The following is a 25,865-nucleotide window of genomic DNA, read 5'->3' as shown; positions in this document are numbered from 1 at the left end:
CCTAAGCAGGAGTTATTTACAAAAACAGCTCAAATTTTCGTCAACAAAGCGGCGATTGGGCTAATTTTGTAAATATCTCCTCAAAAAACAAAAGCCCGTTGCTACAAAGAATGTAGCAACGGGCTTTGCGAATGCAGTCGTCGCTTAGGCTTCAGACTTGTTCTTCAGCACTTGGCGGCCACGGTACACGCCTGTAGGGCTGATGTGGTGACGCAGGTGAGTTTCACCAGTAGTCGCTTCAACAGCAATTCCAGGCACGTTCAGTGCGTTGTGCGAACGGTGCATGCCGCGCTTGGAGGGGGGCTTCTTGTTTTGCTGAACAGCCATGATGGCTCCTGTGTATCTTGAAAGGGTTGGTAACACGACCCACACATAAAGATCAGGCGAAATATTCACCCTTTTGACACACTAAAAAGTGTGCGCATTCTTGTCCGTGCAAGTCCTTAAAAAAACGCGATCAGCCCATTAAAGACACGAGGGGGTTTCGCGCGAAGCTCACGATTATAGCGCAAACGCATTTCGTGACTCACGCAAAATCAAATCCCTTCGCGTTCTTGTATGGATCAGTCGGTAGATTTGCCTACATTGAGGGATTGCAGCACAGCAAAAGGATTTTTCTTCTCCTCGCTTGCCTGCTCGAAGTCGGGATCAACGACCTCTAGCTTTACCGGCACTGGGCATTCCTCATGGCGCGGCACCACGGGGACTTCCATCAGCAACTCGTCTTCAATCAGCTCTAGCAGATTGAATTCGCTGCTCATTGCCAGCACATCCTCATCGCTGTCGTCATCTTCCAATTCTGCCGTGGCTTCGTCAGTAACGAAGCGAAATGACCGATCCACATAAAGGGGAATATGGGCCTCGGTCAGGCAGCGCTGGCAGGTCATTGGCAATTCGACCTCAGCGGACAGGTGCAGCCAGACCTGCCCAGGGCCGCCGGTTTCTTCAACCAACTCGCCCTCGACCTCCCAGTGCACCAACGCTTGCTCGCCCGTAATAGCCAGTGCATCCGCTGCCAGACGCTTGAAGTCCGACAATGGTGCTTGACTATGTATATGACCGGCGGCTTGCGCGAAAGCACGCACATCAAGCCGGGTCGAAGAAAAATCCTTGCTCATACGGTGAGTGTAAGAGAATCCCGCAATGCCTGATTTATTGATGACTGAACGCCTTGAACGTCCACTGGTTCTCGGCTCCACCTCCCGCTACCGCCAGGAGCTACTTAGCCGCTTGCAACTGCCGTTTGAGACGGTTTCACCAGAGGTGGATGAAACCCCTTTGAACGGCGAGACCCCCTATGACCTCAGCCTGCGCTTGGCCCGCGCCAAGGCTCAGGCTGTCGCTCAGATGCACCCCGGCTCTATCGTGATCGGCTCCGATCAAGTGCCCGAGCTGGATGGACAACCCCTATCCAAGCCCGGAACCCACGAGCGCGCCACCGAGCAATTGCGCCAAATGAGTGGGCGCCAGATGAACTTTCACACTGCCGTCTGCGTGACTTGTGCTGAAACAGGGTTTATTGAATCCAGCGTGGTGACGGTGCAAGTGCGCTTTCGCGAGCTCAATGACGCCGAGATTGAGCGCTATTTGCGCGCAGAGCAACCCTATGACTGCGCAGGCTCCGCCAAAAGCGAAGGCCTGGGCATTGCCCTGCTAGACGCCATCGTCAGCGACGACCCAACCGCCCTCATTGGCCTGCCGCTCATTCGCACTTGCCAAATGCTGCGCGCTGCGGGAGTGGTTCTGCCATGAATAGTAACCCCATGAACAACACTCCTAAAAACAAAGCAGGCACTCTTTATTTGGTGCCCGCTCCGCTCGATTTTGGCTGTGACAGCCAAACAGCACTGACCGAAGTTCTGCCAGAAGGCACGCTACGCCGCGCTGCATCGCTGACGAACTGGATCAGCGAAAACGCCAAAACAACGCGCGCTTACCTCAAGCGTATCGACGCACTGTTTCCGCTCGCCGCCACGCTGCAAGAGCAAAACATTACCGAGCTACCACGCGAAGCCCATAAAAAAGGCGACCACGGCAACAAGGGCGCAGCGGTGTTTGACCCAAAGCCCCTGCTGGCAGCCGCTTTGGCAGGCGAAGACATGGGTTTGATCAGCGAAGCTGGAATGCCAGCCGTTGCTGACCCCGGCAGCTCCATCGTGCGCGCCGCACACGACTTGGGCATTCGCGTCGTGCCGCTAATTGGCCCTGTTTCGCTACTTTTAGGCTTGGCGGCTAGCGGCTTGAATGGTCAAAATTTCGCTTTTGTGGGCTATGTGCCGCAAGATGGCTCCGAGCGCACCGCCCGCCTCAAAGAGCTTGAAGGCTTGGCCCTGCGCCACGGCCAAACTCAGCAATTTATTGAGACGCCTTACCGCAATGCTTCTTTGTGGCAAGCCCTGCTGCAAACCTTGCAGCCCAATACCCGCTTGGCACTGGCCAGCGGCTTGACACTGGAGACAGCGCGCATCGAAAGCCATTTGGTGCGCGAATGGAAGCAGCGCAACACACCGCCCGACAATCGCACGCCAGTGGTGTTTTCGATTGGCCGCTAAGACACGGAAAAAGCGCTGCTAAAACCCTGCCCGAAGCAAAAAACCCGCTGCAAATACAGCGGGTTTTTTCATAATTGATAGCTACCAGCCCTTTAAATACGTGGACTAACGGCTTTTTTATGCCTGTTTATCGAATCGCAGGCACCAAACCCCGCACAGCCTGTACCGAGCCAGCGCCAATCGATGCGCCAAATTTTTTGACCAAGCGCTCAGCCACATTGTCGCGACGGGTGTAGTCGATGACTTCTTCAGCCTTGACTACTTCACGCGCCACGTAATCCAAGCTGCCCAGCTTGTCAGCCAGACCCAGATCTACAGCCTGCTGACCTGTCCAGAACAGACCACTGAACATTTCGGGCGTTTCTTTGAGCTTGTCACCACGGCCCGCCTTCACCACGCCAATGAATTGCTGGTGAATCTGCTCCAGCATCTGCATGGCAAATTCTTTTTGCTGCGCAGACATGGGGCTGAACGGATCCAAAAAGCCCTTGTTTTCACCGGCTGTCAGCAAGCGGCGCTCTACGCCCACTTTTTGCATCACTTCGGTAAAGCCAAAGCCATCCATCAGCACACCAATGCTGCCCACGATGCTTGCCTTGTTCACAAAAATCTCGTCCGCGGCGGCGGCAATGTAGTAAGCGGCGGAAGCGCAAGACTCTTCCACCACAGCATATAAAGGCTTATTGTGCTTGGCTTTCAAGCGAATCATCTCATCGTTGATCATGCCGGCTTGCACCGGACTGCCACCGGGCGAATTGATCAACAGCACGACAGCACGCGAGCCTGAGTCTTCAAAAGCGCTGCGCATGGCTGCCACCACCAACTCGGCACTAGCATCGCCACCCGATGCGATCTCACCCTTAATCTCAACCACCGCCGTATGAGGTGTGGTGCTGGTCTTGGTAGCCGTGTCTTTAAAGAACATGACCCACAGCACCAGCAGCACGACCACCGACGACAGCAAGCGGCTGAAAAAGCGCCAGCGGCGCGAGGCACGCTGCTCCTTGATGGAAGCAAAAACCAGTTTTTCGAGTACGTCACGCTCCCAACCTACAGCGCCTGAAGTCTTGGCTGCAGACGAGGACTCAGCGGAGGCAGTAGATGCAGAAGGCGCAGCAGACGCTTGAGACCACAGATCTGCCCCCGGCGTGACATGCGGCTGGGAGTCGTTGTTATCAGGGGTGTTTGGGGTGCTCATCTCAAAACTTCAAAGGTTTCAGTTGTGGGGCAGTATGCCAGCGCACCATCGCGCCGCTTTCACTCAAGGCGATTCTCACCAATCCACCCCGGCAAGGCCCGCTTGAGCAGGCTCCGCTATCAGGTTCATAAGCTGCACCGTGGCTAGAGCACAACAGCCAGCGCCCCGAATCATCGAAAAGCTGACCGTCTTGGTAGTCCATTTCCACGGGGATATGAGTACAACGATTCAGGTAAGCGTGAACTTGCCCTTGGTAACGAATGGCGAAAGCACGGCTTCTTTGCCCTGCATATTCCACATCAAAGCCAAAGGCCCGCCCGCCATCCACCAGATCAGCACTGGGGCATAGCTCTACGACATCCGTCATATTCAACTCCGCGCTCGATCAGGCGTTGGCCTGTAGCCACTGGCGCAACTGCGCCGCCGAGTCAGCCACAAACAGCGGATTGAACTGGGCAAAACTGTCAGGCGCATGGGCGCCGTAAGAGACGCCCACACAAGGGCAGCCAGCATTGACCGCCATCTGCAAGTCATGGGTCGTGTCACCAATCATCAGCGTGCGCTCGGGCTCCACACCAAATTCGGCCATCAGTTCATTGAGCATCAGCGGGCTAGGCTTGCCAGCGGTTTCATCGGCGGTGCGTGAGCCATCAAACAGCCCTTTAAGTTGCTGATCTTGCAAAGCCTGATTCAAGCCTTGGCGGCTTTTGCCTGTAGCAACAGCCAACCAGTGATTGCGGGCGCGCAAATCTGCCAGCAGCGGCAGGATGCCGTCAAACACGCAAATATCGTCCCTGCGCTTGAAGAAGTGAAAACGATAGCGATCCGCCAGCTCTTGGTACTTTTCAGGCGGTACATCAGGCGCAGCGCGGGCCAGCGCAGGCAGCAGCGCCATGCCTATGACATAGGCAGCTTGCTCATCACTGGGGACCGTGCCACCCACATCACGCACCGCTTCTTGAATACTTCGGCTGATGATGGCAGTGGAGTCAGCCACGGTGCCGTCCCAGTCAAATGCGATCAAATCGAAGCGGCGAGCGCGCTGAGTGCTGGAGTTTTCGCTATGGTTTTCAGTAATCATGCAGGCTTTTTTAGTTCACAAAATCCGCCAACTCTGGCGGCAGCTCGTCACGCAACTCCACTCGCTCACCGCTTGCGGGGTGGTTGAACTGTAGCCGCCAAGCGTGCAAAAACATGCGTTTAAGGCCCTGCTTGAGCAAGCGGCGGTTGAGGTCAAAGTCACCATATTTATCATCACACACGATAGGGTGACCTTGCGACGACAGGTGCACACGAATCTGGTGCGTGCGCCCAGTCTTGATGGTTACCTCCAGCAGGCTCATGGCTGGCAAGCCCTGCAAAGGGCGCGCCTCAATCACTTTGCGGATTTTGACAAGGGTGATGGAGCGCATGCCTTCGGGGTCATCCACGGTCGTCACGCGTACACGGCGCTCACCATCGGCCTGCAAGTATTTGTGCAGCGGCAGGTCAATCACCTTTTTATTGGCTGGCCATGCGCCCTGCACCAGTGCCAGATAGGTCTTGCCCGTCTCACGCTCGCGGAACTGATCTTGCAGATTAATCAGCGCAGAGCGCTTCTTAGCCACCAGCAAAATGCCTGAAGTTTCGCGATCCAAGCGGTGCACCAACTCCAAAAACTTGGACTCAGGCCTGGCCTGGCGCATCTGCTCGATCACGCCAAAGCTCACACCGGAGCCGCCGTGCACGGCCACGCCCGCAGGCTTGGACAGCGCGACCATGTGTTCGTCTTCCAACAGGGCGGGAAAGTCCTTAGCAGGCGCTGGGCGCTCTGCTTTTTCGGCCACTTTTTCGGAGATTCGAACAGGCGGAAGCCGCACGATATCGCCTAATTGAACCCGTGTCTCAGCGCTGACGCGCCCTTTGTTGATGCGCACTTCACCACTGCGGATGATGCGGTAGACATGGGTCTTGGGCACCCCCTTGAGATGGCGCATGAGAAAGTTATCAAGACGCTGTCCCACGGAGTCTTCATCGACCTCCAGGAAGCGTGCTGAAGCGGCAGTCGTATTCTGGGACCGGTCCTGCGCCGGTTTGCCCTCTATAATGTATTTCACCTGTGCCGAGCTTACTTGTAAGTGGTTGATTCTCATGGAGTTTAGTCCATACAACCATTCCCGAGCACACAGGCAGGTCGATGCCCGCCAGTTTTGCACACGCAAACTGCAGCCAAGAAGCGCTGCAGCAGCCTGTGAAAGACTGGCAAAGGCTGACGAATTGAAACACTGAAACGGAATCTCACCCCGGCAGTTGACTCAGGCGAAAGTCGCCTGCAACTACCGGCGATCACAACGAGCATGTGGATCTTTTGGACATTGCTGATCAACTTCTGGGGCAAGGCACAGCCGGCCCTTGAGGGATGCTGCGCCCCGAAGAAACCACCCACCTCCCTAGCACGCGCCTTGGCTTCTTTCACTCCTCGATTGCATGCGCGTCCGCTCCCGCTCGTCCCCCGGCCTGTACCTCCGCTGCTGACTTGAGATCAAGCCAGCAGCGCAGTCCTGTACCGCCCAAGATTCCTCATTCGTTTCAACGCGTTCGTCTGGCATTACGGCTCCTATAGAGCCTGTCTTTGATTACCAGTTAAGGCATGTTGGCCCGTGGCAAAAGCCCAGAACCAACATGCTCAGAAAACGAATAAAGGAAGCGCATCATGAAACGGATGCTGATTAACGCGACGCAGTCTGAAGAACGCCGCCTGGCCATTGTTGATGGCCAAAAACTGTTGGATTACGAGATCGAGATCGAAGGCCGCGAACAGCGCAAGGGCAACATCTACAAAGCGGTTGTTACCCGCGTAGAGCCCTCCCTCGAAGCCTGCTTTGTGGATTACGGCGAAGACCGCCACGGCTTCCTGCCCTTCAAAGAAATCTCCAAGCAATTCTTTGCTGAAGGCGTATCGCCTAGCCAAGCGCGTATCAACGATGTGATCCGCGAAGGCCAAGAGCTGATCGTTCAAGTCGAAAAAGAAGAACGTGGCAACAAGGGCGCAGCCCTGACCACCTTCATCTCGCTGGCCGGCCGCTATGTGGTGCTGATGCCCAACAACCCCCGCGGTGGTGGTGTGTCGCGTCGCATCGAAGGCGAAGACCGCGCTGAACTCAAAGAAGCCATGGATCAGCTGGACTACCCCAAGGGTATGTCCATCATTGCGCGTACCGCCGGTATCGGCCGCACCGCACCTGAGCTGCAGTGGGACTTGAACTACCTGCTCAAGCTGTGGAATGCCATTGATGGCGCAGCCAAGGGTGCCAAGGGCGCGTTCCTGATTTATCAAGAATCCAGCCTGGTGATTCGCGCTATTCGCGACTATTTCAGCGATGCCATTGGCGACATCCTGATCGACACCGACGATATTTACGAGCAAGCCCAGCAGTTCATGGCACATGTGATGCCTGAACACGCAGCCCGCGTAAAGCGTTACCGCGACGACGCTCCTTTGTTCTCGCGCTTCCAGATCGAGCACCAGATCGAGTCGGCTTACTCGCGCACCGTGACCCTGCCATCGGGCGGCGCCATCGTGATCGACCACACCGAAGCACTGGTGTCGGTTGACGTGAACTCGGCCCGCGCTATCAAGGGCGGCGACATCGAGGAAACCGCAACCCGCACCAATTTGGAAGCCGCTGACGAAGTAGCCCGCCAGATGCGTCTGCGTGACTTGGGCGGCTTGATCGTGATCGACTTTATCGACATGGAAGAGTCCCGCAACCGCAAGGATGTGGAAAACCGCCTGCGCGATGCTCTGCGTCAAGACCGTGCCCGCGTGCAGTTTGGCACTATCAGCAAGTTCGGCCTGATGGAGATGAGCCGTCAGCGCTTGAAGCCCGCCCTCTCCGAAGGCGCGCACATCAACTGCCCACGTTGCAGCGGCTCCGGCCACATCCGCGACACCGAATCCTCGGCTCTGCAAATCCTGCGCATCATTCAGGAAGAGTCCATGAAGGACAACACAGCCGCTGTGCAGTGTCAGGTGCCTGTGGAAGTCGCCTCCTTCCTGCTCAACGAAAAGCGCGCAGAACTCACCAAGATCGAACTCAAGCAGCGCGTCAACGTGCTCATGGTCCCTAACAAGTCCATGGAAACGCCGCACTACAAGCTTGAACGCCTGAAGCATGACGACACACGTCTGGAGACTATGGAAGTCAGCTACAAGCTGGCCGATGAGCCCGAAGACGTTGCCACCGTGACCCGCCGCTCGCAGGAACCCACCAACAAGCAAACACCTGTCATCAAGGGTGTGCTGCCTGATGCTCCCGCGCCGATTGCAGAGCCACGTGCTCCACGCCAACCTCGCCCACAAGCGGGTACAACGCCCGCAACTCCAGCAGCTGCCCGCCCACCCGTGCGTGAGCAAGGCTTCTTCGCCTGGTTGAAGAACCTGTTTGGCTTCGGCGCTCCCACGCCTGTGGCTGCTCCTGTAGCAGCACCAACACCCGCCGCCCGCGAAGGTAGCCGTGATGGCCGCCGAAGCGAAGGCCGCGGTGGTGACCGCAACCGCCGCAACGGCGCCGAGCGCAATGAGCGCGGCGGCGAGCGTAGCGAACGCGGTGACCGCAATGAGCGCAATACCGCCGAACGTGCAGAGCGTGGTGACCGCAACAATGCCCGCCGCAATGGCCAAGGCCGTGATGCAGAGCAGCAGCAACGCAACGAGCGCCCTGAGCCGCAACAGCGCCAAGATCGCCCAGAACGTGGCGATCGCGCTGAACGTGGTGAGCGCCCAGAACGTGCTGAACGCGGCAACCGCCGCGGTGGTGAGCGCAACGAACGCCGTGATGAGCGCCAGCCGCAAGTGGCTGATGCAGCATTGAACGCCAACCAGGAGTTCAATCCTCAAGCCGCACCCAAGCCCGAGCGCAACCGCCCAGAGCGCAGCGAACGTGGTGAGCGCCCAGAACGCGCTGAACGAGGCGAGCGCGGTGAAGGCCGTCAACGCCAGAGCCGTAACCCAGAAGCGCAGCCAGCCATGCAAGCTGCAGCGGATGAAGCGGCAATGACTTCTACGCAAGTGGAAGGCAGCGAAGTTCAAGGTCAAGGCGGACAAGGCGAATCCACACGTGAGCCACGTCAGCGCCGCTCGCGTGACCGCTACGGCCGTGATCGTCGTGACCGCGCTCCTCGCGAAGGTCAGACTGAAGGCCAAGCTGCAGACATGCTTGCACCCTCTGATGAACAAATGCAAGGGCAAGTTCAAGAGCCAATCGCTGCAACTTCAACACCTGCAGTAACCATTGCTGCAGAAGCTGGCGATCAGCCTGCACGCCGCAGCTACTTTGACACGGCTGCAGCCCAAGCGCAGACTGAGCAAGCCCCAGTGACCTCGGCTCCCGCTGTTGCCCCTGTGACTGCGCCTGTCGCGACTCCAGTTGCAGCACCGGTTGCAGCTCCTGTTGCTCAAGTCGCGGTTGCACCAGCGCCGGCTGAACCTGTAGCTCAAGCCCCTGTTGCACCAATCGCATCAGTAGCAACTGTCGCTCCAGTCTCAGTAGCCACTCCAGTAGCAGCCCCAGTGCAAGCACCGGCTGCGGCACCTGTGGCAGCTCCTGCCCCCGTGGCTGCCAAAGCCCAAGCCTATGATCTGCCGATTCCCGCGCTGCAGGCGCTAGCTGCAGCATCGGGTCTGCAGTGGGTCAACTCTGACGCTGAAAAAATCGCTGCTGTACAAGCCGCCATTGCTGCTGAGCCCAAGCCCGTACACATCCCCCGCGAACGCGCTGCGGTCGTGGTGAGCGATGAAGGCCCGCTGGTACTGGTCGAGACCCGTAAGGATCTCAGCCTGATGCAGCTGCCGTTTGAGAAGGAAGAGCAAGCTTCTGGCAACAACGCCTAAGCAGACTGCCTTCCGGCATCACAGGGCCAAGGGTGTTATCCACTTCGGTGGATGGGCCCCTGGCCCTTTTTCATTAATCTTCTTCCGATTTTTAGTGTCAACCCATGCTTTTTCTCATCTCTCCTGCCAAATCTCTGGACTACGAAAGTCCCGTCTGCGCCGAGCTGCCGCACACGCTGCCGGTCTTCAAAAAGCAGCCGCTTGAGCTGATCGAAGTTCTGCGGGAAAAGTCGCCTCAGCAAATTTCTGCACTCATGAGCATCAGCGACAAGCTGGCTGTGCTGAACGTGGGCCGCTATGAGGCCTTTAGTCCCAAGTTCACTGCCAAGAATTCCCGCCAAGCCGTGCTGGCCTTTAATGGCGATGTGTATGAGGGCTTGAATGCCGCCAGCCTAAAGCCCAAGGAGCTGGACTGGGCGCAAGAGCATGTGCTCATTCTCAGCGGCCTCTACGGTGTGCTGCGCCCCCTTGATCTGCTCCAGCCCTATCGCCTGGAAATGGGCACAAGGCTTGAGAATGCCAAGGGAAGCAACCTCTATCAATTCTGGGGCTCGCAGATTGCAGACTACCTCAATGAACGAATCAAAGAGCAGCCCGAAGCCGAGCGCATCGTGGTCAATCTAGCCTCACAGGAATACTTCAAGTCTGTCGATCTCAAAGCACTCAAAGCGCCTGTGGTTGAATGCGCTTTCGAAGACTTCAAGGGCGGCAAGTACAAGATCATCAGCTTTCACGCTAAACGCGCGCGCGGCCTGATGGTGCGTTGGGCCGTGCAGCACAAGGCAAAAAAGGTGGCGGACCTGCGCAAGTTTGACTTGGAAGGCTACGCACTGGCCGAACAAGCCAGCACACCCAGCAAGCTGGTTTTCCGCAGAAAATTAGACTGATACCTCATTGAAATTGAGCGCCGTGCGCAATAGCATATCCATCATGAGCACCTCTACCCCAGACCAGTTCGCTACCCCGCCCGGCCTGACTCCTGAGCTGATGCAATGGATACGCACGCAAAGCGCGGCCGGCGTGCCGCTGCCAGCGCTACTCAACTCCATGCGCACAGCGGGCTGGGCTGAGCACCTGGCACGCCGCGCACTCGCCTTGCCCGAGGTAGGCGAGCTACCAGTCCCCTTCGCAGCCCCCGCCACAATCCCCTTGATTGCCGCCAAGCAGCAAAGTAATGCGCAGCCGCTCGCCCAGTCAATTGATCAGCAGCTTACAAAGACTGCAAGCCTGCCCGAGCCTGATCTTCAAACCGAGCCCTGCTGCATTGACGCGGGCGACCGCCAAGTCCATGTACTCACGAGCATGCGCCAGCCTCGTGTGGTGGTGTTTGGCAATCTGCTGTCCGATGAAGAATGCGACGCCATCATCGCTGCAGCCAGCCCGCGCATGCAACGATCACTGACGGTCGATAACCAAAGCGGCGGCGAAGCCCTCAATGACGACCGCACCAGCAATGGTATGTTTTTCAAGCGCGGCGAGCTGGACCTCATCAGCCGCATAGAGGCGCGCATTGCCCGCCTGCTGAACTGGCCCATTGAAAACGGTGAAGGTCTGCAAGTGCTGCACTACCGCCCCGGTGCGGAGTACAAGCCGCATTACGACTACTTTGCGCCTAACGAGCCCGGCACGCCCACCATTCTCAAACGTGGCGGCCAGCGCGTGGGCACACTGGTCATGTATTTGAACGAGCCCACACGCGGGGGCGCGACCACTTTCCCTGATGTGGGTCTGCAGGTTGTTCCGCGCCGTGGCAATGCCGTGTTTTTCAGCTACGACCGGCCCGATCCCGGCACTCAAACCTTGCACGGCGGCGCGCCCGTCCTTGAGGGCGAAAAGTGGATTGCCACCAAGTGGCTGCGCGAGCGCGAATTTAAGTAAAAAACGGCTCGAGTCTTTATTCAACAAGGACTAGCAGCTATGCTTTTTGCTGCTAGTCAATCTGTTTTCTCCATCATGCATACCCCTGAACAATCACAGCTGGGCAAAAGCTCAGCCTATGTGGACCAATACGACGCGTCCCTGCTTTTCCCCCTGCCCCGCAAACCTAAGCGCGACGAAATTGGCGCAGGCAGTAACCCACCCTTTTTTGGCGCTGACCTGTGGATGGCCTTTGAGCTGTCGTGGCTCAACCTGCGCGGCAAGCCTCAGGTGGCGCTGATGCATTTCACCATTCCGTGCGAGACACCGAACCTGATCGAGAGCAAGTCTTTCAAGCTCTACCTCAACAGCTTTAACAACACCCGCTTTGCCGATGCCAGCGAAGTGCTTGCACTGCTGCGCACTGACCTGGCCGAAGCCGCATGGCGCGGCAGCGAAAGCAAGGGCAGCGTGGGCGTTCGTTTGCTTGAAGCCGAGCAATTCCAGACCCAAAAAGTGCATGAGCTTGACGGTCTACTGCTAGACCGCCTTGATGTGGAGTGCACCCAATACACCCCAGCGCCTGAGCTGTTAGTAGCCAAGCAGGGCGAGCCGCCCGTGACCGAAACACTGGTCAGCAACCTACTCAAAAGCAACTGCCTAGTGACCGGCCAGCCCGACTGGGGAAGCGTGCAAATTCAATACTCTGGCGACCAAATTGACCAAGAAGGTTTGCTGAAATATCTGGTGAGCTTTCGCAATCACAACGAATTCCACGAGCAATGCGTGGAGCGCATCTTTATGGATATCTGGACGCGCTGCAAACCCATCAAACTCAGCGTCTACGCCCGCTACACCCGCCGCGGCGGCTTGGACATCAACCCGTTTCGCACCAGCCACCCCGGCGCCCTGCCCGCTAATGTGCGCACGGCCCGTCAGTAAATACAAAAGCAAGCTGAACTCACAAAGGGCCAACCGCTTAAATCAGCACACTCCAACGAAGTGACGCCAAGCAAGAGCCGCCTCGCGGCGATGGCGTCGTCCCCCTCCCGCATTGCGAAGCAAAGCGAGAGAGGGGGAAGGTGCAAAGCACCTCAGGGGGTGATCAACTTTTCCACGGGCAGTCATCCTGCCCCAGCAAAGCCTCCGCATAGCGCAAGTCCTGCTTGCGCAGCCATAGCCCACCGGCGCCTTGGCGCATCAATTCCACCTCAGCGCGGCTCCACATCGGCGTTGTCACCAACTGCGGCGCGGCTGCTTCGCTGCTGCCTGCATCCTCGTCTTCGGGTGCTAAATCTAGCCAATGCAGACCCTGCGTGTCCCAGCCTTTGATCTGCGGCATGTTAACTGCCAGCGCTAGCGTGCGCACTTCTTTTTCCACTGGGTTGAGCCAGTGCAGCTTCCACTGATCAGGCTGGCCATAGCGGCGCTCTACATATTCCAGCACGGCCCAGCCTTCACCGCCCGGGTGCGGGCAAGCGCTAGGCCCCGTGCCGCATAGCGCCAAACCGCTGCGCGTCATGCTCACGCCTTCAATGCGGCACTCGTCCTCGCTCCAATAGCTGCTGAGACTCTCGTTTTGCCCACCCCACCACCAAAGAGCATCGCCACGCGCAGCATCACGCCAAACATAGTCGCCATCTGCACACGGGTGCTGAATTTGTTTTACTTCGCGCCAGCGCGGCAGCAAACGCCATTGGCCTTGTGCATCCTGCGCAATTTCACGGCGCTGGTAAAGCGCACGCCAATCCGGGCGAGCCAGATGACTCGATGAGACGGAGTACTGATTCCAGCGCCAACTGCCAGTATTGGGGTCCCAATCCTTCTCATCCAAACAAGCGGCCAGCACGACCACTTCCAGCTGCGCAGCCATGCTGCCATCCCGCGCAGGCAGCGGGCTCAAGCGCATTACCGGCCACGGCAAGTCCACGGCCTGCAGACGCTCGCCATCCCAAACCTGAATGTGCCCTGCGCCGCCACGCTCAGGCGCACGGCCAAAGGGCATCAAAATCGCCCAGCGGCCTTTGACGATGACATGCTCCAGCGCCCAGCTACCGCTCAAATGCTTGTCGCCCCATTGCAAATTCCAAGCCGATGTCTCGCCCTGCTCGTCCTTGGCTTCTTTGCTTAATGTCCAAATCAAGGGCTTGCCGCAAACCGGTTCGCTCTGCGCGCGCCAAAGCGCTGGCTGAGCCGGGTCGCGCAGCCAGCAAAACGAGGTCATGGGTCGCTCTTTGAGCTGTACCCGTCCATCTGCCGCGTGGCCGGCGCAAGTTTCAGTGCGGCTGATCACCATGCTCAGGCTGCTGCCGTCATGCAGGCGCTCAAGGTCAGCGGTATCAACCTGTACACGCTGCAGCAGCACGGCGGCGCTCCATTCCAGCGGGGCATGCGAATCGATTTCATCAGGCCATAAATGCTCAACCGCCCAAGCCTTGCGATCTGTAGGTAGCGCCTGCGGCCATTGCTGCCAACCCTGCTCAGCCGTCCAAACCACCAGTCGGTGCAAATGGCTATCTTCGCCTTGATCGGGGTTTGCATACAAGGCTAGCCCCTGTCCATCATCACGCCAGACCATGGCGGGGTCTTGATCGAGTAACCAGCCCGTGGGCTTGCCATTCATGCTCAGCGCCCAGCTGGCGCGGCACAGGGGCAGCAGCGGGTCAGGTAATCTGCGCAGCGATGCCGGCCAGTGGCGCTCTAGCGTCAGCTCGGGCGCAGCCACATTGGGCACCTGCGTTTTTCCATCTTCACGCAGCAGCGCAGGCGCCACAGGCAAGTGTGGTTGCTGGTCGCCCGCTTCTGCAGGCACGCATTCATGCGGTACCCATATATCGCGCAGCGCCACCAGCGGCTGGGCCACTGCACGCACATGCTCAGCCAGCCAGGCATCAAAACGGGCATCAGACATGACGACATGGGCGTCATCTGCAATACCGCTTTCGTTAACCGTCTCGCCGCTCCAGCGCGGCACGCGCCAATGCACCGTGTCCAGTGCATCGGCATCGCTCTTAGAGATCAACCAGCTGCGGCGCGATTTACGGTCTACCAAGTGCGCAGTTTCACTGTCGTAAAAGCCGGTACGCAGCCAGCGCCCGTCATAAGAAGTTTGTAAATCGCTTTCCCAGACCTGAGGCAGATAAACGCCATCGGCGCACATCACATCGCCCCAAATAGGTCCCCCCATACCGCGCTCGCCACGCATGCGAAAACTCAGATCCTTATTAGCCTCAAGTCCTTTATCTTTATGAACTTGTTGCTCATTATTTGATAGTGAATTCTGCGTCGCTGAACGCTCTGCCGCCTTATCCGGCGCAAGCACCTCTTTTTGGGGCGTTGCAGAACTGGAGCCATCGCGCAAACGCGAGATCAACCAGACCAGCAAAAACAAAGCCAGCACCGCAACAGCAATCAGGGTCAGCACAACATTCATGTCGCAATCCTACCGAAACATGTCGCTATATCGATTAAGCGCGGGCACAAAAAAGGCAGCTTGAACAGCTGCCTTTGGGGTTTAAAGGAGGAAAGTAAGCCTTCAAAGATGGAACACATCCACCGAACGCTCAAGCGTTCTAGCGCTTTGGCGCAGCGACTGCGCCGAACTGCTGGACATCTCAACCAGCGCCGCGTTCTGCTGCGTCATGGAGTCGAGCTGTGCCACCGCCTCATTGACTTGAGAGATGCCCAGCGACTGCTCTCGCGTGGCAATGCTGATCTGGTGCACCAAAGAGCCCACCTTGTCCACGGCTTGCACCATGCCGTCAATGGTCTGTCCGGCAGAGCGCATGCGGGCATTGCCATCGTTGATGCCATCCACGGTGCGGTTAATCAGCACGCTAATTTCCTTGGCCGCATCGGCGCTGCGCTGGGCCAACGCACGCACCTCCGCCGCCACCACCGCAAAGCCGCGGCCTTGCTCACCCGCACGGGCGGCTTCCACCGCAGCGTTGAGCGCCAGCAAATTGGTTTGAAAGGCAATGCTTTCAATCACGCCAATGATTTCACTCATGCGGGTTGATGAGCCGCGAATATGCTCCATTGCCTGCCCCACTTCGCTGATGGCCGCGCCGCTGCGGCTGGCAACCTTGCTACTTTCATCGCTAGCACGGGCCATGAACTGGGCGGTGTCTGCCGTTTGCGAAACCGTGCCAGAGATCTCCTCCATCGAGGCAGCAGTCTGCTGCAAACTGCTGGCTTGCGACTCGGTTCGCTCGGACAGGTCAAAGCTGTTTTGCGCAATTTCATGGGCAGTATCGGAAAAGCCGTGCACCTCGTTGCGCACATCACCCACCACGGCGCGCAGGTTGATCTGAATTTGCTGCAGTCGCAGCATCAACGCCCCCATGGCACCGTTGTAGCTCTGATTGCATTCGGTGCTCAAGTTGCAAGCCGCCACATCCGCAGCAAAGCGGCTGGCCTCTTCAAGCCCTGCCACGCAGCGCAGATGAAAGCGCCACAACACAAACACTGCGCCCAACACCAAACTGGCCGCGCGCCAGCCCCAAGCCGCAGCACCTTGCCAGCCCAACATATCGGGCAACAGCACAATCAGCGTCAGCACCGCCAGCAAACATGCCATGCGGGCGACCAATCCCACATCTTTGCGGCTATCCCACAGGCCCATCAGGCCTAAGCTGCGCACCTCGCCTGCTCGCAAGCGAAAGCTGGGCTTGTTGGATTTTTCCTCTTCACGCATGCGTGCATACAAGGCTTCAGCTTCAGCCACTTCTTTGACTGAAGGCTTGGTTCGCACCGACAAATAACCGCGCGGCTTGCCGCCTTCCATGATGGGCGTGACGTTAGCGCGCACCCAGTAATGGTCACCATTTTTGCGGCGGTTTTTGACCAGCGCCGTCCACGGATAACCATGGGCAATCGTGCGCCACATGTCCTTGAAGGCGGCAGCGGGCATGTCGGGGTGGCGAATCAGGTTATGCGGCTGGCCGACCAGCTCTTCATATTCATAGCCGCTGACCCGCACAAACGCCGGGTTGCAATGGACGATCTCGCCCTTGGTATTGGTGCTGGAGACCAGCAGTTCATCACCGGGGAAGTTGTAGTTTTGCTGAGATACCGGCAGGTTCATGCGCATAGCTTGCACTCCTCGAAAGAGCCTGTTTTTTTAATGAGAGAGTGAGCGATCAGTCATGCCAAGGATGCCTCTGGACCTGATACACAAATTCACACATCGAATCATCGCACAGGGAAACTACCAGTTCGATGACTCTTAGAACAGAGATACCGTATAAGGGTCCGAGTTCTTGATGGAGGTCAAGTTTTGCGGCCTCAGCAGTGACTCTCGCGCCACGGGGTCATGCTCACTGGCCTGCCATGCCTGCTCTGAAATCAAGCCCGACACCTTCACCCCCAGCAGCCGCATGCGCTTGGCCAGTGGCACCCGTTTGAGGCATTGACCTGCGGCTTGACGAATGGCTGCGGCATCTTGAACAGGTAAAGCCAAGGTCAGGTCCCGCGTGGCGATTTTGAAATCGTCATAACGCAGCTTGATGCCGACGGTGCGACCCACATAGCCTTTGAGCCGCAAGTCATCCGCCACCCGCTCACACAAATCGGTAAAGACGGCCCCCAACTCGGCCTTGTCATGCACGGCATGCAAGTCGCGCTCAAAGGTGGTTTCTCGGCTCATTGATACTGGCTCGCTTTGCGTCACCACCGCCCGCTCATCGCGGCCCCATGCGGATTCATGCAGCCAGTGCCCGTAGGATTTGCCAAACCATTGCAGCAACTGCGGCAGGCTTTTAGCGGCCAGATCGCCAATGGTTTCTATGCCCAGATTTTTGAGCTTTTCATCGGCCTTGGGGCCTATGCCGTTGACCTTGCGGCAGGGTAGCGGCCAGATCTGGGTTTGCAAATCTTCAGCCTGAACAATCGAGATGCCATTGGGCTTGTTGAACTCGCTGGCCATCTTGGCCAAGAGCTTGTTGGGCGCGACGCCCACCGAGCAAGTCAGCCCCGTGGCTTCAAAAATGGTCTTTTGAATCAGCCGTGCCAGCACACGCCCGCCCTCACGCTGGCCACCAGGGACATGGGTGAAGTCTATGTAGACCTCATCCACACCCCGGTTCTCCATGACAGGAGCAATTGAGAGAATGATTTCTTTAAATTCGCGTGAAAAGCGCCGGTACTGGGAAAAGTCCACCGGCAGCAAAATAGCCTGCGGGCACAGCTTGGCGGCCTTCATGATGCCCATGGCCGAGCCCACGCCAAACTGCCGCGCAGGATAAGTCGCCGTAGTGATGACGCCACGCCCTGTGTAGTCGCGCAGCAAAGGGAAATCAGCCACAGGAATCTCTGACAACGCCAGCCCCGCATGCTTTACGAGCAAGGCGTCATCAGGCGCTCTACGCCCACCGCCAATTACCACCGGCAAGCCTTTGAGCTGCGGGTAGCGCAGCAACTCCACTGACGCATAAAACGCATCCATATCCAGATGCGCAATGCGTCGGGGAAGGTCTGCAGCAGAAACGGAAGATTCACTCACATCACCGATTTTGCCTGCGCTGGCAAAAATCAGCCTACTTGCTCAAAACAAGCATGCTCCAAACCAGTGACACCGAAGAAGCGCCGCCGCGCACTGAAGGTGTCGTCCCCCTCCCGCGAAGCGAGAGAGGGGGAAGGCGCGCTAGCGCCTCAGGGGGTCTTCAACTTTTCTCTTTTTATTTCTTCCAACTCATCAAACCGCATATCGGCGTAACTCACCCAAGTCTTGCGCTTGACCAGCCAATAACCCAGCCAGAACAACAGGAACAGAGGAATACCCAAATAGGTCGAGATCACGCCGCCCCAGTCGATACGGTCTTCTAAAAAGGCTTGGTAGTTCTGACCCAGCGTCACGATCAAGCACAGCACAAACGCAAAGATGGGGCCAAACGGGAAGGCGCCGGCCTTGTATGGCAGGTCTTGCACACCATGTCCGTGCATCACATAACCGCGGCGAAAGCGGTAGTGGCTCACAGCAATGCCCAGCCAGACGATGAACTCGGTCATACCTGCCAAGTTCAGCAGCCAGATATAGACAGCTTGCGGGCTGTACATGGACGAGAACATGCACAGGCTGGCAATGACGGTGCTGGCGATCAGCGCATACAGTGGCACGCCGTTCTTGGTCAGCTTGGAGAAAATGCGCGGCGCATTGCCCTCCGTCGCCATGTTGAACAACATGCGCGTGGCGGCATACATTCCGGAGTTACCGGCAGACAGCACCGAGGTCAAAATCACCGCATTCATCACCGTCGCTGCAGACAGCAAGCCTGCATGCTGAAACACCAGTGTGAAGGGGCTGACGGCAATGTCGGCCACATCGGTGCGCAGCAGTTGCGGGTCGGTATAGGGAATCAAAAAGCCAATGACGATGATGGCCAGCACATAAAACAGCAAGATGCGCCAAAACACTTGGCGAATGGCGCGGGGCACGTTCTCGCGGGGGTTCTCCGATTCGCCAGCAGCCACGCCCACCAACTCAGTGCCTTGGAAGGAGTAAGCCACGATCATGGCAACACCCACAAAGGTGGCGAAGTTGCCGACAAAGGGCGCATCGCCTGTGGTCCAGTTCTCAAAACCGGGCGTATGACCGCTGCTGATGATGCCAAACAAAATCAGCACGCCGGTGATCAAGAAGGCCACTACTGCCACCACTTTGATCAAAGCAAACCAGTATTCAGCCTCTGCAAAACCTCGGGTTGAAAACGCGTTAAGGCTCAGCATCAGCAGCAAAAACAAGCCGCTCCAAAGAATGCCCGGCACGTCGGGCAGCCAGTAAGCCATGACTAGCTGCGCGGCAACCAAATCGACCGCCACCACCACGGCCCAGCTGAACCAGAAGTTCCACCCCAGCGCAAAGCCAAAGCCGCGATCTACATAGCGCGAAGCGTAGGTCGAAAAAGAACCTGCAACAGGCATGAACGCAGCAAGTTCACCCAAGCTGGTCATGATGTAGTACACCATGATGCCGATGAGCAAATAGGTCAGCACTGCACCGCCGGGGCCGACCTGAGAGATGGCTGAGCCAGAGGCCACAAAGAGACCTGTACCAATGGCGCCGCCAATGGCAATCATGCTCAGGTGGCGCTGTTTAAGCACCCGGTGCAACTGGGGCTGCGCGGTGTCACTGCTGCCATTCGCCAGTGTGGCCAGCGTGGCCGGCGTGGCCTGACCGGGTTGCTGGTTGGAGTTGGGTTGGGACATAAATGTCTTGTTGTAATGGTTTGCGCCCATCCACAAAAACACCCAACCATCCCGCAGGCGTTGCAGCCAGCAACGCAAAAGAGCGATCAATGTGATCGCAGACAACAAGAGAACAGGAACGAAGCCATGAAGCAAAACGCAGTGGCGGATAAGCCAGTCGCATCCTGTATCGGCAGCCACCCCAGTCGGGTGCTTCAATGGCAAAGCGGTGATATCGCTAGGCCAGTTGACAGGCAAAGACGGTATTTTGCCCAAAATCTGCATTGGAGATGAGAGACATCTCCAATGCAATAGCTGGCTCTGGGGCTGCTCACCCTCATTTGACAGCTGCTTTTGCTATCAAATCTGAAGCTGTATGTCTAAGTGATTCATTAACCTCACATTGATTCATGATCGAACTTAATGAAAAACATGGACATCCTGCTATCAAAATTAAAACTGCAAGCAGATAAGAACCAGCCCCAGCATCATCAGCGCCATGCCCAGCTTCTCGCTCAGCGATAGCTGCTCGCTGAAGATTCTGCGAGAGATCAGGTAGCTGAAAGCTACCTCGACCATGCCCAAAGTGCGCACCGCCGCTACGCCTTGCATGGCATAAGCCGTGAACCACGCAATGGATGCCGCCGCGCCCATGCTGCCGGCAAGCAAAGAAATACGCCAAGCCTTGAAGATGGGGCGTAACCCCTGTTCATTGGTCTTCGCTATCCAAGCCCCCATGACCAGCGACTGCATGCTCTGCGCCATCAGCACGCCCCAAGCACCAGAGATCCAGGGCGAATCGACACCCAGTCTCGCAATTTCTACCGCCGCGCCGCGAAAGCCAACGGTAGCCAGTGCAAAGCAAGCGCCGCAAATTAGCCCATACATCGAAGATTTACTCGCCCATGCCGCCAGCGTAAAGAGCTGGCCGCGCGGCGGCAGGGACAGCATCAACACTCCGACGGTGGCCAGCACCATCGCCAGCAGCGCCCAGCGCGTGGGCAGCTCGTGCAAAAACATGGCCGCAAACAGCGCCACTTGCAGCACCTCGGTTTTAGACAGAGTCACCGCCACCGCAAAGTTGCGCTCTTTCATCGCCATGAGCAAAGCCGCCGTGGCCGCCACCTGAAAGGCCGCACCTATGGCAATCCAGCCCAGATAGGCAGCGCTGAACTGCGGCAGCGCCAGAGGATGATCGCCAAACCCATACAGCGCCAACAAATAGACGATGGCAAATGGCAAACCGTAGAGAAAGCGCACCAAAGTGGCAGGCATGGTACCAACCTGCGCCGTTAGCGTGCGCTGGGCCGTGTTTCTGACCGTCTGCGCAGCGGCGGCAAACACCACCACGGGCACCCACATATATTCAGCCCCAACAGCCATCTCAACCCCTCTTCAAACTCTGTCCAATACCCGACATGTCATGCCTTCACTCTTGTGAGCACGCAAGCATAACGGCGCACGACTACACATGACGGCCCATGACAGCCCATCTATGCGATTGCTGACGCAATTCATGCTGCCCACCCACGTGAGTCAAGCTGGCATGAAGGCAGCGCCATGCCAAAGGTCTGCTAACTAGGGTCTGTAGAGATTTGCTCGGAGCCCAGAAGCAGGCTGGCCAATTGCTAAGACATTCCACATCAACGCTCATAAAAAAGCCCGATGTGTTTGCATCGGGCTTTTGCAAGAACCTTACATAAGTGCTTCGCTGCACCCATGTTTGGAGCTTATTAATTTTTATTTGCGCAGCATCACATCCACGCGGCGCGATGCGGCGTTGGTGGCCGCCGTATCCGTTGTCTCAGCGGGCTTTTCCAAAACTGTGCGGTCTTGTGGCACACCCGCCATCACCAACGCAGCTTGCACTGCCTGAGCACGCTTCTTGGACAGCTCGGCGTTCTTCACCGCATCGCCTGTGGGATCGTTGAAGCCAGACACCACGGCCTTCACATCAGGGTTGGCTTGCAAAAAGGCCACCATGGGCTTGACCTTTTCAGCAAACTCGGCGGCTACCTCCACCTTGCCAGAGTCAAAGAACACGCGCAGCAGCGGTGTGTCTTGCAGCATGCCGTCCAAAATGCCTGCCCCAACAGGCGCCGTAAAGCTGTCGCTTGCAGGTGTCGCGGCAGTGGAAGCGGCTGGCGCAGACGTGTCAGGAGCCGTCGCTGCTGGCGCTGGCGTAGGTTCAGGCACAGGTGTAGGTGTTGGTTCAGGCGTGACGGGTGCTGGCACAGCAGCTGGAGCCGGTGCAGGCACATCTGTTTTTTGCTTGGAGCAGTAGCTAATACCAAAAATCACCACCAGCGCGCCAATCAGCCAAGGCAGCCACTTTGCAATGCCACTGCTTTCGGCTGGCACGGCGGCAGCGGCTGAAGAAACCGTCTCGCGTGCGGTATGCCCTGCGTGAGCTGCACCAGCACCTACCGCAGCTGCTGTAGCGCCTACTCCTGCAGCGGCTGCGCCTAGGCCACCAGTCACCATGCCCATCAAGGACTGACCTTGACTGGCAAAGCTTGCGAACTCAGTGGGCAATACAGTGGGGATGGTGCCACCGGGTGTCAGGCGCGATATCAGCATGGGTAGCAGCGCTGAAATAGCCGTGGCTACTCGGTCGAGCGGCAGACCCGTGCGTGCGGAAATCTTGTCCAGCAAGCCTTCTTTCTCGCCCAAAATGTTTTGCAACTGCTCATTGCTAGGCGCCTGAGGGCTGCTCGAATCACCCAGCCAGCTTTGCACCATGGTGCCCAGCCCAGCATTGCGGAATTTATTTAGAAAGCCCGAAAGACCGCCAGTTGCAGGATTGGCAATGTAGCCAGCCAGCATCTGAACCAGAGGCTTGGCCTGATCGCCAAGACCCAAACGGGAACCCACCTCAGAAATTACGTTTTCAAACATGTCAGCCCTCCAGTAAACAAGAATGCGCTTAGCCATCAAAACAATGGCCGCGGTGCCCAGTTTAGGAAGAGGCATGCCAACTTTGGTGTAGGACACACCCACGCAGTTCTGCGATAAATTCAGTAAATTGCAAACAATAAGCAGCAAAAAGCCCAATCTTCAAGGCCATCTCACATAAAAAAGCCAGCCTCAGTGAGCTGGCTTTTGGTTGGACTGAACGCAATCAGCTCAGTTCAAACGGCTTGGGGTAGGTCCCGGGCAGCAAAATTTCTTTGCCCACATTGTTGATATTCGTATGACCGCAAAAGGCCATCGTCGTATCGAGTTCCTTGTGGATGATCTGCAATGCCTTACTCACGCCTTGCTGACCATAAGCGCCTAAGCCGTATAGAAAGCTGCGACCAATCATCGTGCCTTGCGCACCCAAGGCTCGCGCTTTGAGCACGTCTTGGCCACTGCGAATGCCGCCATCCATCCACACTTCGATATCTTTTCCGGCAGCCTCTGCAATCGAGGGCAAGGCCGCAATTGACGAAGGCGCACCATCGAGCTGACGCCCGCCATGGTTGCTGACAATCAGCGCATCAGCGCCCGTCTGCGCCGCCAAACGCGCGTCTTCAGCATCCATTACGCCCTTCAAAATGATCTTGCCGCCCCAAAGCTTTTTGATCCATTCCACATCGCTCCAGTTAAGCCTTGGATCGAACTGATCGGCCGTCCAGGACGACAGCGATGACACATCGCCCACGCCATCGACATGGCCGACGATATTGCCAAAGCTGCGGCGCTTGGTACCCAGCATTCCTAAACACCAATGCGGCTTGGTGGCAAGGTTGAGCAGGTTGACAATCGTGGGTTTAGGCGGCGTGGACAAGCCGTTTTTAATGTCTTTGTGGCGCTGACCCAGAATCTGCAAATCCAGCGTCACCACCAGCGCTGAGCAATTTGCGGCTTTAGCGCGGTGTATCAAGCGCTCCATAAAGGCCTTGTCGCGCATCACATAAAGCTGAAACCAAAAAGGGTGGCGATCGGTGTGCTCGGCAATGTCCTCTAGCGAGCAAATGCTCATAGTGGACAGAGTAAACGGCACGCCAAAAGCCTTGGCCGCCTTGGCACCCAAAATCTCGCCATCCGCATGCTGCATACCTGTCAGGCCTGTGGGAGCAATGGCCACCGGCATGGCGACGTCCTGACCAATCATGGTGCTGCGCGTGCTGCGACCTTCCATGTTCACGGCCACGCGCTGGCGCAGCTTGATCTTTTGAAAGTCGTCTTCGTTCGACTGATACGTGCCTTGGGTGTAAGAGCCCGAATCCGCATAGTCATAAAACATGCGTGGCACGCGGCGCTTGGCCACCACGCGCAGGTCTTCAATACAGGTGATTTTGGAGAGGTCGCTCACGTCGTACTGCCTTGTTATTTGAGTTGATCCCGATGGTAGTCGCCATTACTACTCTGAAGATGGCACTTTGAGTTGAAGTGATTTATGCCGATATTGAAATTTTCTACAGCAGCCATCAATCAAGGGCTAACGCTAATTATGTAAGCCAAAACGTACGGCCACCATCTTGCTCACCACTACAACAAGGAGACACAAGCAATGGTTTGGCAACAGGTCTATGACCCACTCTCAAATATGTGGCTCTCCACATTGCTTGCGGCCATCCCGGTCGTGGTGATGCTGGTGGGCCTTGGCTTTTTACACATGAAGGCCCATATGGCCGCTGGTGCGGGGCTGATTGCTGCGCTGCTGATTGCGGTGTTTGTCTACAACATGCCTACCGAGATGGCAGGGCGTGCAGCATTGTTTGGCGGCTTTACCGGCCTGCTACCCATTGGCTGGATTGTGCTGAACATCATCTTCTTGCACCAGTTGACGGAGCAAAACGGCAGCTTCAAGGTGTTGCAGGATTCGCTGTCCGGCATTACTGAAGACCGCCGCATTCAGCTGCTGCTGATTGCCTTCTCCTTTGGCGCGTTCTTTGAAGGTGCAGCCGGCTTTGGCACCCCCGTGGCCGTGACCGCCGCAATCTTGATTGGACTGGGATTTTCGCCGCTAGCAGCGTCTGGCCTGTCACTGATCGCCAACACCGCTCCCGTCGCGTTTGGCGCACTGGGCACGCCCGTGATCACACTGGCCAAGGTGCATGGCTATGACTTGATGGAAGTCACCGCAATGGTGGGCCGCCAGTTGCCATTTTTCTCCGTCTTGGTACCGTTTTGGCTGATTTGGGCCTTTGCCGGGCGCAAGGGAATGATGGAAATTTGGCCCGCTATTTTGGTGACTGGCCTGTCATTCGCCATACCTCAATATCTGGTCTCGAACTTCATCGGCCCTGAGCTGGTGGACATCATTGCGGCCATTGTGTCCATGGGCAGTCTGGTGCTGTTTCTGCGTTATTGGCAACCCAAGAGAATCTGGACATCAGCTTCGCTGCGCGGCAAGGATGTCAGCGCTGCTGAAGCCAAGCCACCGCAGCCCATGATCAAACATAGCAAGAGCGCTCTGATTGCAGCCTGGACACCTTGGATCATCCTCTCGGTCTTTGTCTTTATCTGGGGACTGCCGCCTGTGAAAGCATGGCTCAACAGCTTGTTCGCGCCAGCCTTCCCTATGGCAGGCCTGCACAATCTGATCGAGAAAATGCCTCCGGTCGTACCGCAGCCCACCAAAGAGGGCGCCATCTACACGCTGAACCTGCTTTCCGCCACGGGCACAGCTATCTTGCTGTCGGCGATCGTCAGCGCTTTTGTCATGAAGTACAGCCCGGTCGCTATCGTCCGCACCTTCTTCAAGACAACATGGTTGGTGCGCTACTCGCTGATCACCATCGTGCTGATGCTGGCGTTGGGTACGCTCACCCGCTACTCCGGCACCGACACCACGTTGGGACTGGCCTTTGCCAACACCGGCATGTTCTACCCCTTCTTTGGCACCTTAATGGGCTGGCTGGGTGTGGCGCTCACAGGGTCTGACACGGCATCCAACGTTTTGTTTGGCGGCATGCAAAAGGTAGCGGCAGAGCAACTGGGGCTTTCACCCAACCTCATGGGTGCAGCCAATAGCTCAGGCGGTGTGATGGGCAAGATGATCGACGCGCAGTCCATCGTTGTGGCATCGACCGCCACGCGCTGGTTCAACCACGAAGGCGACATCCTGCGCTATGTGTTCTTCCACTCGATTGCACTCGCCAGCCTGATGGGCATTTTTGTGACCTTGCAGGCGTATGTGTGGCCGTTTAGGTTGATGGTCAATTAACTCCCCCTGAGCCGCTTTGCGGCTCCCCCTTTCTCTACGCGCTGC

The 25,865-nt window shown here is 57.2% G+C and carries 20 protein-coding genes; 7 read left to right on the top strand and 13 right to left on the bottom strand.

Going from position 1 to position 25,865, the window contains the following annotated elements:
* Nucleotides 1-144: 144 nt before the first annotated feature.
* Nucleotides 145-327 (bottom strand): 50S ribosomal protein L32, encoded by a 183-nt coding sequence (gene rpmF / locus KUF54_RS02085; protein WP_219344803.1) that lies wholly within the window; start codon nt 325-327, stop codon nt 145-147.
* Between the two features lie 236 nt (nt 328-563).
* Nucleotides 564-1,118, bottom strand: a complete 555-nt coding sequence (locus tag KUF54_RS02080) for a DUF177 domain-containing protein (protein ID WP_219344801.1) — start codon at nt 1,116-1,118, stop codon at nt 564-566.
* A 25-nt stretch (nt 1,119-1,143) separates the two neighbouring features.
* Here KUF54_RS02080 and KUF54_RS02075 point away from each other — a divergent pair, with 25 nt between their 5' ends.
* The gene (locus KUF54_RS02075; protein ID WP_219344799.1) at nt 1,144-1,752 is read left to right on the top strand and encodes a Maf family nucleotide pyrophosphatase; all 609 of its coding nucleotides are present in this window, start codon (nt 1,144-1,146) and stop codon (nt 1,750-1,752) included.
* An 11-nt stretch (nt 1,753-1,763) separates the two neighbouring features.
* Nucleotides 1,764-2,552, top strand: coding sequence for an SAM-dependent methyltransferase (locus KUF54_RS02070; protein ID WP_219346229.1), 789 nt, complete (start codon nt 1,764-1,766; stop codon nt 2,550-2,552).
* Nucleotides 2,553-2,679: 127 nt separating this feature from the next.
* Here KUF54_RS02070 and KUF54_RS02065 read toward each other — a convergent pair whose 3' ends face one another.
* From KUF54_RS02065 to KUF54_RS02050, 4 genes are read right to left on the bottom strand one after another with little or no spacing between them, the layout of a single operon-like run.
* Entirely contained in the window at nt 2,680-3,750 is a 1,071-nt protein-coding gene (locus KUF54_RS02065; RefSeq protein ID WP_219344797.1) for a S49 family peptidase, read from the bottom strand.
* A gap of 1 nt (nt 3,751) precedes the next feature.
* Nucleotides 3,752-4,117, bottom strand: a complete 366-nt coding sequence (locus KUF54_RS02060; RefSeq protein WP_219344795.1) for a Rieske 2Fe-2S domain-containing protein — start codon at nt 4,115-4,117, stop codon at nt 3,752-3,754.
* Between the two features lie 18 nt (nt 4,118-4,135).
* Complete coding sequence (locus KUF54_RS02055) at nt 4,136-4,831, bottom strand: HAD family hydrolase (RefSeq protein ID WP_219344793.1); 696 nt, start codon at nt 4,829-4,831, stop codon at nt 4,136-4,138.
* Nucleotides 4,832-4,841: 10 nt separating this feature from the next.
* Nucleotides 4,842-5,846 carry an RluA family pseudouridine synthase gene (locus KUF54_RS02050; RefSeq protein ID WP_370627570.1) on the bottom strand — a complete coding sequence of 335 codons (1,005 nt, stop codon included), beginning with the start codon at nt 5,844-5,846 and terminating at the stop codon, nt 4,842-4,844.
* A gap of 596 nt (nt 5,847-6,442) precedes the next feature.
* On the opposite strand from KUF54_RS02050, the gene KUF54_RS02045 reads away from it, so the two are divergent.
* The 4 genes from KUF54_RS02045 to queF all read left to right on the top strand — a co-directional run bounded on the left by KUF54_RS02045 (nt 6,443) and on the right by queF (nt 12,421).
* Nucleotides 6,443-9,622 (top strand): Rne/Rng family ribonuclease, encoded by a 3,180-nt coding sequence (locus tag KUF54_RS02045; protein ID WP_219344789.1) that lies wholly within the window; start codon nt 6,443-6,445, stop codon nt 9,620-9,622.
* A gap of 104 nt (nt 9,623-9,726) precedes the next feature.
* Nucleotides 9,727-10,509 (top strand): peroxide stress protein YaaA, encoded by a 783-nt coding sequence (gene yaaA, locus KUF54_RS02040; protein WP_219344787.1) that lies wholly within the window; start codon nt 9,727-9,729, stop codon nt 10,507-10,509.
* A 43-nt stretch (nt 10,510-10,552) separates the two neighbouring features.
* Nucleotides 10,553-11,500 carry a 2OG-Fe(II) oxygenase gene (locus tag KUF54_RS02035; RefSeq protein ID WP_219344785.1) on the top strand — a complete coding sequence of 316 codons (948 nt, stop codon included), beginning with the start codon at nt 10,553-10,555 and terminating at the stop codon, nt 11,498-11,500.
* Between the two features lie 75 nt (nt 11,501-11,575).
* On the top strand, nt 11,576-12,421 hold the full coding sequence (gene queF, locus KUF54_RS02030; protein ID WP_219344783.1) for an NADPH-dependent 7-cyano-7-deazaguanine reductase QueF: 846 nt from the start codon (nt 11,576-11,578) through the stop codon (nt 12,419-12,421).
* A gap of 163 nt (nt 12,422-12,584) precedes the next feature.
* On the opposite strand, the gene KUF54_RS02025 is transcribed toward queF, so the two are convergent.
* From KUF54_RS02025 to KUF54_RS01995, 7 genes are all read right to left on the bottom strand, one after another.
* Nucleotides 12,585-14,912, bottom strand: coding sequence for a hypothetical protein (locus KUF54_RS02025; protein ID WP_219344782.1), 2,328 nt, complete (start codon nt 14,910-14,912; stop codon nt 12,585-12,587).
* Nucleotides 14,913-15,014: 102 nt separating this feature from the next.
* Nucleotides 15,015-16,571 carry a PAS domain-containing methyl-accepting chemotaxis protein gene (locus tag KUF54_RS02020; protein WP_219344780.1) on the bottom strand — a complete coding sequence of 519 codons (1,557 nt, stop codon included), beginning with the start codon at nt 16,569-16,571 and terminating at the stop codon, nt 15,015-15,017.
* Nucleotides 16,572-16,706: 135 nt separating this feature from the next.
* The gene (gene dinB / locus KUF54_RS02015; RefSeq protein WP_219346228.1) at nt 16,707-17,924 is read right to left on the bottom strand and encodes a DNA polymerase IV; all 1,218 of its coding nucleotides are present in this window, start codon (nt 17,922-17,924) and stop codon (nt 16,707-16,709) included.
* Nucleotides 17,925-18,130: 206 nt separating this feature from the next.
* Entirely contained in the window at nt 18,131-19,684 is a 1,554-nt protein-coding gene (locus tag KUF54_RS02010) for an amino acid permease (protein ID WP_255576228.1), read from the bottom strand.
* Between the two features lie 432 nt (nt 19,685-20,116).
* Entirely contained in the window at nt 20,117-21,046 is a 930-nt protein-coding gene (locus KUF54_RS02005; RefSeq protein ID WP_219344778.1) for a DMT family transporter, read from the bottom strand.
* A 357-nt stretch (nt 21,047-21,403) separates the two neighbouring features.
* Nucleotides 21,404-22,561, bottom strand: coding sequence for a YidB family protein (locus KUF54_RS02000; protein WP_219344776.1), 1,158 nt, complete (start codon nt 22,559-22,561; stop codon nt 21,404-21,406).
* 223 nt (nt 22,562-22,784) lie between these two features.
* Nucleotides 22,785-23,963: an alpha-hydroxy acid oxidase gene (locus tag KUF54_RS01995; RefSeq protein WP_219344774.1), complete on the bottom strand. Its 1,179-nt coding sequence runs from the start codon at nt 23,961-23,963 to the stop codon at nt 22,785-22,787.
* Between the two features lie 198 nt (nt 23,964-24,161).
* Between KUF54_RS01995 and KUF54_RS01990 the strand changes: the two genes are divergently transcribed.
* The gene (locus KUF54_RS01990; protein WP_219344772.1) at nt 24,162-25,820 is read left to right on the top strand and encodes an L-lactate permease; all 1,659 of its coding nucleotides are present in this window, start codon (nt 24,162-24,164) and stop codon (nt 25,818-25,820) included.
* Nucleotides 25,821-25,865 lie beyond the last annotated feature (45 nt).

It is taken from the genome of Comamonas sp. Y33R10-2 (genome assembly GCF_019355935.1).
In the GTDB taxonomy this organism is placed as follows: domain Bacteria; phylum Pseudomonadota; class Gammaproteobacteria; order Burkholderiales; family Burkholderiaceae_C; genus Comamonas.
This window is presented reverse-complemented; position numbering and strand designations above follow the sequence as displayed.

What these genes read in the sequence shown, in the direction of transcription:
- KUF54_RS02010 (WP_255576228.1), bottom strand. Translation starts at nt 19,684, where the DNA reads ATGTCCCAACCCAACTCCAACCAGCAACCCGGTCAGGCCACGCCGGCC.
- queF (WP_219344783.1), top strand. Translation starts at nt 11,576, where the DNA reads ATGCATACCCCTGAACAATCACAGCTGGGCAAAAGCTCAGCCTATGTG.
- KUF54_RS01990 (WP_219344772.1), top strand. Translation starts at nt 24,162, where the DNA reads ATGGTTTGGCAACAGGTCTATGACCCACTCTCAAATATGTGGCTCTCC.
- KUF54_RS02020 (WP_219344780.1), bottom strand. Translation starts at nt 16,571, where the DNA reads ATGCGCATGAACCTGCCGGTATCTCAGCAAAACTACAACTTCCCCGGT.
- KUF54_RS02000 (WP_219344776.1), bottom strand. Translation starts at nt 22,561, where the DNA reads ATGTTTGAAAACGTAATTTCTGAGGTGGGTTCCCGTTTGGGTCTTGGC.
- KUF54_RS02075 (WP_219344799.1), top strand. Translation starts at nt 1,144, where the DNA reads ATGCCTGATTTATTGATGACTGAACGCCTTGAACGTCCACTGGTTCTC.
- yaaA (WP_219344787.1), top strand. Translation starts at nt 9,727, where the DNA reads ATGCTTTTTCTCATCTCTCCTGCCAAATCTCTGGACTACGAAAGTCCC.
- KUF54_RS02055 (WP_219344793.1), bottom strand. Translation starts at nt 4,831, where the DNA reads ATGATTACTGAAAACCATAGCGAAAACTCCAGCACTCAGCGCGCTCGC.
- KUF54_RS02025 (WP_219344782.1), bottom strand. Translation starts at nt 14,912, where the DNA reads ATGAATGTTGTGCTGACCCTGATTGCTGTTGCGGTGCTGGCTTTGTTT.
- KUF54_RS02080 (WP_219344801.1), bottom strand. Translation starts at nt 1,118, where the DNA reads ATGAGCAAGGATTTTTCTTCGACCCGGCTTGATGTGCGTGCTTTCGCG.
- KUF54_RS02045 (WP_219344789.1), top strand. Translation starts at nt 6,443, where the DNA reads ATGAAACGGATGCTGATTAACGCGACGCAGTCTGAAGAACGCCGCCTG.
- KUF54_RS02060 (WP_219344795.1), bottom strand. Translation starts at nt 4,117, where the DNA reads ATGACGGATGTCGTAGAGCTATGCCCCAGTGCTGATCTGGTGGATGGC.
- dinB (WP_219346228.1), bottom strand. Translation starts at nt 17,924, where the DNA reads ATGGATGCGTTTTATGCGTCAGTGGAGTTGCTGCGCTACCCGCAGCTC.
- rpmF (WP_219344803.1), bottom strand. Translation starts at nt 327, where the DNA reads ATGGCTGTTCAGCAAAACAAGAAGCCCCCCTCCAAGCGCGGCATGCAC.
- KUF54_RS02035 (WP_219344785.1), top strand. Translation starts at nt 10,553, where the DNA reads ATGAGCACCTCTACCCCAGACCAGTTCGCTACCCCGCCCGGCCTGACT.
- KUF54_RS02005 (WP_219344778.1), bottom strand. Translation starts at nt 21,046, where the DNA reads ATGGCTGTTGGGGCTGAATATATGTGGGTGCCCGTGGTGGTGTTTGCC.
- KUF54_RS02070 (WP_219346229.1), top strand. Translation starts at nt 1,764, where the DNA reads ATGAACAACACTCCTAAAAACAAAGCAGGCACTCTTTATTTGGTGCCC.
- KUF54_RS02065 (WP_219344797.1), bottom strand. Translation starts at nt 3,750, where the DNA reads ATGAGCACCCCAAACACCCCTGATAACAACGACTCCCAGCCGCATGTC.